This is a genomic window from Actinosynnema sp. NPDC059797 (assembly GCF_042732085.1).
In the GTDB taxonomy this organism is placed as follows: Bacteria; Actinomycetota; Actinomycetes; order Mycobacteriales; family Pseudonocardiaceae; genus Actinosynnema.
Genome location: NZ_JBHWIE010000475.1, coordinates 1 through 4,753, shown reverse-complemented (window position 1 = coordinate 4,753; position 4,753 = coordinate 1). Strand labels below are relative to the sequence as shown.

Annotated in this window: 7 protein-coding genes; 3 read left to right on the top strand and 4 right to left on the bottom strand. The window is 74.5% G+C overall.

Annotated elements, in window-relative coordinates; all coding sequences use genetic code 11:
* Window positions 1-236: 236 nt before the first annotated feature.
* Both ACFV4N_RS40060 and ACFV4N_RS40055 read right to left on the bottom strand, forming a co-directional pair.
* The gene (locus ACFV4N_RS40060; protein ID WP_499677911.1) at window positions 237-1,175 is read right to left on the bottom strand and encodes a M56 family metallopeptidase; all 939 of its coding nucleotides are present in this window, start codon (window positions 1,173-1,175) and stop codon (window positions 237-239) included.
* Window positions 1,172-1,534, bottom strand: coding sequence for a BlaI/MecI/CopY family transcriptional regulator (locus tag ACFV4N_RS40055; protein ID WP_499677912.1), 363 nt, complete (start codon window positions 1,532-1,534; stop codon window positions 1,172-1,174). Before ACFV4N_RS40055 ends, ACFV4N_RS40060 begins: the two co-directional genes overlap by 4 nt.
* A gap of 32 nt (window positions 1,535-1,566) precedes the next feature.
* On the opposite strand from ACFV4N_RS40055, the gene ACFV4N_RS40050 reads away from it, so the two are divergent.
* The 3 genes from ACFV4N_RS40050 to ACFV4N_RS40040 all read left to right on the top strand — a co-directional run bounded on the left by ACFV4N_RS40050 (window position 1,567) and on the right by ACFV4N_RS40040 (window position 3,565).
* On the top strand, window positions 1,567-1,695 hold the full coding sequence (locus ACFV4N_RS40050; RefSeq protein ID WP_499677910.1) for a hypothetical protein: 129 nt from the start codon (window positions 1,567-1,569) through the stop codon (window positions 1,693-1,695).
* 137 nt (window positions 1,696-1,832) lie between these two features.
* Entirely contained in the window at window positions 1,833-2,081 is a 249-nt protein-coding gene (locus ACFV4N_RS40045; protein ID WP_499677909.1) for a heavy-metal-associated domain-containing protein, read from the top strand.
* Window positions 2,082-2,143: 62 nt separating this feature from the next.
* Window positions 2,144-3,565: an MFS transporter gene (locus ACFV4N_RS40040; protein WP_499677908.1), complete on the top strand. Its 1,422-nt coding sequence runs from the start codon at window positions 2,144-2,146 to the stop codon at window positions 3,563-3,565.
* Between the two features lie 149 nt (window positions 3,566-3,714).
* On the opposite strand, the gene ACFV4N_RS40035 is transcribed toward ACFV4N_RS40040, so the two are convergent.
* Both ACFV4N_RS40035 and ACFV4N_RS40030 read right to left on the bottom strand, forming a co-directional pair.
* The gene (locus ACFV4N_RS40035) at window positions 3,715-4,323 is read right to left on the bottom strand and encodes a DUF305 domain-containing protein (RefSeq protein WP_499677907.1); all 609 of its coding nucleotides are present in this window, start codon (window positions 4,321-4,323) and stop codon (window positions 3,715-3,717) included.
* 78 nt (window positions 4,324-4,401) lie between these two features.
* Window positions 4,402-4,753 (bottom strand): hypothetical protein (locus ACFV4N_RS40030; protein ID WP_499677906.1); only part of this gene is annotated, 352 nt, incomplete at its 5' end.

Below are 4,753 nucleotides of genomic sequence, written 5' to 3'. Positions count from 1 at the left end.
AGCGTGTTCGTGGTCAGCAACAGCCTGCGCCTGCGCGCCTTCCGCGCCACCACCCCCACCACCTCGCCGACCGACACCCAACCGAGCACGGAGAAGGTGCCCGCGGGCGTGTCCTGACCGGGCGACGACCTCGCGCCCCGGAGAGCCGACCGGCCCCAGGGCACGAGGTCGTCAACGGGCCAACACCAGCGCACGGGCCCACCGACCACGCAACGAGTCGAAGGGACCGCGGGCGTTCACGAACAGGACAACGTGACCAGCGCCAGCAGGCCGCTGAGGGCCGTCAGCGGTGGCAGGACCATGGTCGTCAACCCGGTCAGGCCGCAGGACAGGAGCGTCCGGACCGGGCCCCGGCGCCGGTCGGCGTGCTGCAGGTGCGCCAAGCGGACCTCGACGGCGTCCCGGCTCATGGCCAGCGCCGAGCCCGGCGCGCCGCACCCGGTCACCCTGGTCAGCGCCGTGCGCACCGCGTCCGCCCCGCAGGTCTGGGCGGCGGCCGCGTCGGCGGCGAGTTCGACCAGTTCCCGCACGGCCCCGGGGGTGCGGCGGAACAGCGGCAGGAACGGCAGCAGCGTTGCCACGGCGTCCCCCGCGGCGACCAGCAGGTGGTGCCGTCCGCGCAGGTGCGCCCGCTCGTGCGCGAGCACCGCGCGCACCTGCTCGCCGGTGAGGCGCCGGACCAGGCCGTCGGTGGCCACCACGACGCCGGGTGAGCCCGCGAGGCTGAAGGCCACCGGTTCCTCGTGCTCCAGCCACAGCGTGTCCGGCGAGCCGCCCTCGCGCCGGGCGGCCAGGCGCAGCACGGACAGGTGCTCGCGGCGCGTCCGTGCCCGGCGACGGGCGGCTCGGGCGCTCAGGACCACGAGCCGGACGAGCAGCGCCGCCAGCAGCAGCACGCCGACCGCTCCGGCCATCGCCTCGACGCGTGGTGTCGTGCCGTGCGCGAGCGAGGCCAGGCAGGTGTGGAACGCGGCGAAGACGTGCGAGCCGTGGTCGGGCAGGAGCAGCGCGGCGACAGCGAGGCCGGCGGTCGCCACGACGCTCACCGCCGAGGACAACCAGGCCACCAGCGCCACCCTGGGGTCGGTGCCGGTCGAGGTCAGCCGCCGGAGGTGCCGTGGTGCCAGCCAGGCCACCAGCCAGGCCCCGAGCAGCAGCGCGACCGCGATCGTCACCGCTTGCGGGGCTTCCGGGGCAGGGCCTTGCGGAGCAGCTCGGTCTCCCGGTCGGTGGCCGACCGGGCGAAGTGAAGCAGCACGCCCTCCGGGTCGCCCGAGGACTCCAGCACCTCGCGCAGCGCCCGCGCGGCGGCCTCGGCCCGGCTCAGCGCGGCCTGGTACCGGTACGCCTTGCCCTCCAGTTCCCGCACCACCCACTGCTTGCGGTGCAGGTTGTCCAGCACCGTCATGACCGTGGTGTAGGCCAGCCGCCTGCCCGTGTCCAACCGGTCGAGGACGTCCCGGACCCGGAGTGGCTCGGGGGCCTGCCACAGCACGTCCATCACCGCGGCCTCCAGCTCGCCCAACCCGTGCATCACGCCCCCTCCCGGTCCGGCGATGATACGTCGTGACGGCCATCGGCGGGCTCGGCGACGAGCCGGCCGACCTGGCCGGGGCACGCACCCCGGTGAGTGGCAGGCAGGCCGAGCGCGTCGCGCGCGCGTTCCGGGTGCTGCCTCGACGTCGTGTCGCTTGACCATTGTGGACGAACGTTCGACCGCCGTCCGGCGACTGGCCACGGCGAGGTGACCCAAGGCACAGTGAGTACCTCCAGGGGGTATGTTAACTTTCGTTCCGAGTTACCCCATGGGGGTATGAATGAGGAGGTTTGGCATGTGCGGCTGTCAGACGGGCGACGCGACGACCACCACGGGGACGGTGGAGGGTCGTGAGTTCATCGTCGGCGGTATGACCTGTGGGTCGTGCGCCGCGAAGGTCACCGCCGCGGTGCGCGAGGTCCCCGGCGTCACCGACGTCGAGGTCGACCTGGCCACCGGTCGGCTCACCGTCGCGGGCACCGCGACCGGCGCCGACATCACCGCCGCCGTCACCGGCGCGGGTTACACCACATCACAGCCCTGACCGCGTCCGCGCGGTCGCAGTCGGCCCGGGCGCGTCCGCGTCCGGGCCGGGAAGGACCCGTCATGAACCCCGACCCCCGGCGCTGGTGGGCACTGGCCGTGCTCGCCGCGGCGCAGTTCATGGTCATCATGGACACCTCGATCATCGCCGTGGCGCTGCCCGACATGCAGCGCGAACTCGGCTTCTCCACCGGCGGCCTGCAATGGGTGTTCAACGCCTACGCGGTCGCGCTCGGCGGCCTGCTGCTGCTCGGCGGCCGCCTGTCCGACCTGCTCGGCGCCCGCCGCGTGTTCGCCGCGGGCTGGGCCACGCTCGTCGCGGGCTCCGTGGTGGCCGCCGCCGCCGACGGCGCGGGCGTCGAAGTCCTCGGCCGCGCGGTGCAGGGACTCGGCGCGGCACTGATCGCACCGGCCGCCATGGCGCTGCTGATGGTGCTGTTCGCGGGCCGGCCCGACGAACTGCCCAAGGCCATGGCCTTCTACGGGGCCGCGGTCCCCGCGGGCGGCACCGCGGGGGTCTTCCTCGGCGGTGTGATCACGGAGTGGCTGAGCTGGCCGTGGGTGTTCATCGTCTACGTGCCGATCGGCGTGCTCACCCTGGTGCTGACGCCTCGCCTGCTGCCCGCCGTGCCGGGGCGCCGGGGTGGCCTGGACGTCGGGGGAGCCGTCGCGGTGACCGGTGGCCTGGCGTTGGCCGTGTACGCGATCGTGCAGGCCCCCGAACGCGGGTGGACCTCGGCGGCCACGCTGGCGCAGCTGGGCGCGGCGCTCGTCCTGCTGGCGGGTTTCCTGCTGGTGCAGCGCGCGGTGCGCAACCCGCTGATGCCGTTGGCGGTGTGGCGCACCCCCGACCTCGGCGCGGCCAACGTCGCGATGGCCCTGCTCGGGGCGGCGTGGATCCCGATGTGGTACTTCCTCAACCTCTACGTCCAGCAGGTGCTCGGCTTCGACTCGTTCGCCGGCGGCGCCGCGCTGCTGCCCATGACGGCGCTGATGACGGTCCTGATGACCACCGCCACCGGCCGGCTCATCGGCCGCTTCGGCACCAAGCGGCTCATCGTCGCGGGCCTGGCCGTGCTGGCCGCGGGCCTGGGGCTGCTCGCCGGCGCGGACCCGGACGGCAGCTTCGTCGCCGACGTCCTGCCCGGTTCGCTGGTCTCGGCCGTCGGCATGGCGCTGGTGTTCATCCCCGCCACCCTCAGCGCCATCGGCGGGGTGGCGCCGGAGCGGGGCGGGCTCGCCTCGGGCATCGTCAACACCACCTACCAGGTCGGCTCCGCGCTGGGGCTGGCCGCGATGACGGCCCTGGCCACCTCGCGGGGAGCCGACCGGCTCGGTGACGCCGCCGCCCTGACCGACGGCTACTCGGCCGCCTTCACCGGGGCCGCGCTGGTCGCCCTCGTCGGGGCGCTGCTGGCCGCCCTCACCCTCCGCGGCCCCCGGCGCGCGGCCGAGCCCGCCGACGAGGTGACCGCCGGGGTGTGACCCGCGCCGGTCGGCCGGCGGAACCCGGTGGGGCGCACACTGTGCGCCCCACCGTCGTGCCCCGGGCGGTGCGGGGCAGCCCGTCGAGGGCGACCGCGACGCCGCGCGTTCGGGACCACCCGCCCCGAACACGCGCCACGCGGGGACCGTCAGCCCATCGCCCGCAGCATTTCCCGCATCTCGGCGATCTCGGCCCGCTGGTCGTCGATGATCTTCTGCGCCAAGGTCTTGGCACCGGCGTTGCCGCCGGATCGCAGCTCGACCCCCGCCATGTCGATCGCACCCCGGTGGTGCTCGATCATGGTCTCCAGGAACAACCGGTCGAAGTCGGCGTCCCGGGCCGCCTCCAGCGCGGCCACCTCCTCCTCGCCCATCCCCGGCATCGATGAGCCGTGCCCGGCGTGCCCGCCGCCGGGCGCCACCTCGGCGCCCCACGCGGTCAACCAGCCGGTCATGGTCTCGATCTCGGGGTCCTGGGCCTCCTCGACGCGCGACGCCAGGTCCAGGACCGCCTGGTTGCCCGTACGCCCCCGGGCCGTGCGCGCCATCTCGATCGCGCCCTCGTGGTGGGGGATCATCCCCTGCGCGAAAGCGATGTCGGCGTCGTTGTGCTCGCCGGCCGGGGCGACCGCCCCGGTGGTGTTCGGCGCACTGCTCAGGTGGTGGTTTCCCGACTGGTCGCCGCCGCCGCAACCGGCGAGCACGACGGCGGTGGTCAGGACGGCGAACGCCGTCCCGACCGGGTTCTTCCTGATCACGGTTTCTTCCCCTGGGTCCTGTCGGCCTGCTGGGCGCTGTTCGGGCGCACCGCGTTCGCGGACGCGGTGCGCGGCCGGTCACAGCCGCAGGACGCAGAGGGAGGCCAGCACTGCGGGTGCGCCCCGCGGTGGCGGTGCGCGAGTCCGCGCCCCTCGCCCGAGCGGCGACCCCGACGGCTTCGTGGGCGCGCGCCTGCACACGGCCAGGAGTGCCAGGCCCAGCGCCAGTGCCGCGATCAGGACGGCGAGGCACAGGTGAAGCACGTCGTGCTGCTGCGGCGGGGAGGGCGGGTGCCGGTTCTCCGAAGCGGAGTGGTCGCAACAGGCCGCGATGCCGGTGGAGTGCGCGGACTCCTGAGGGCTCAAGTGGTGCATGCCGGCCACGGCGAACACCACCGTCCACGCGAGAACCCGGTACAGGGTTCGAGCG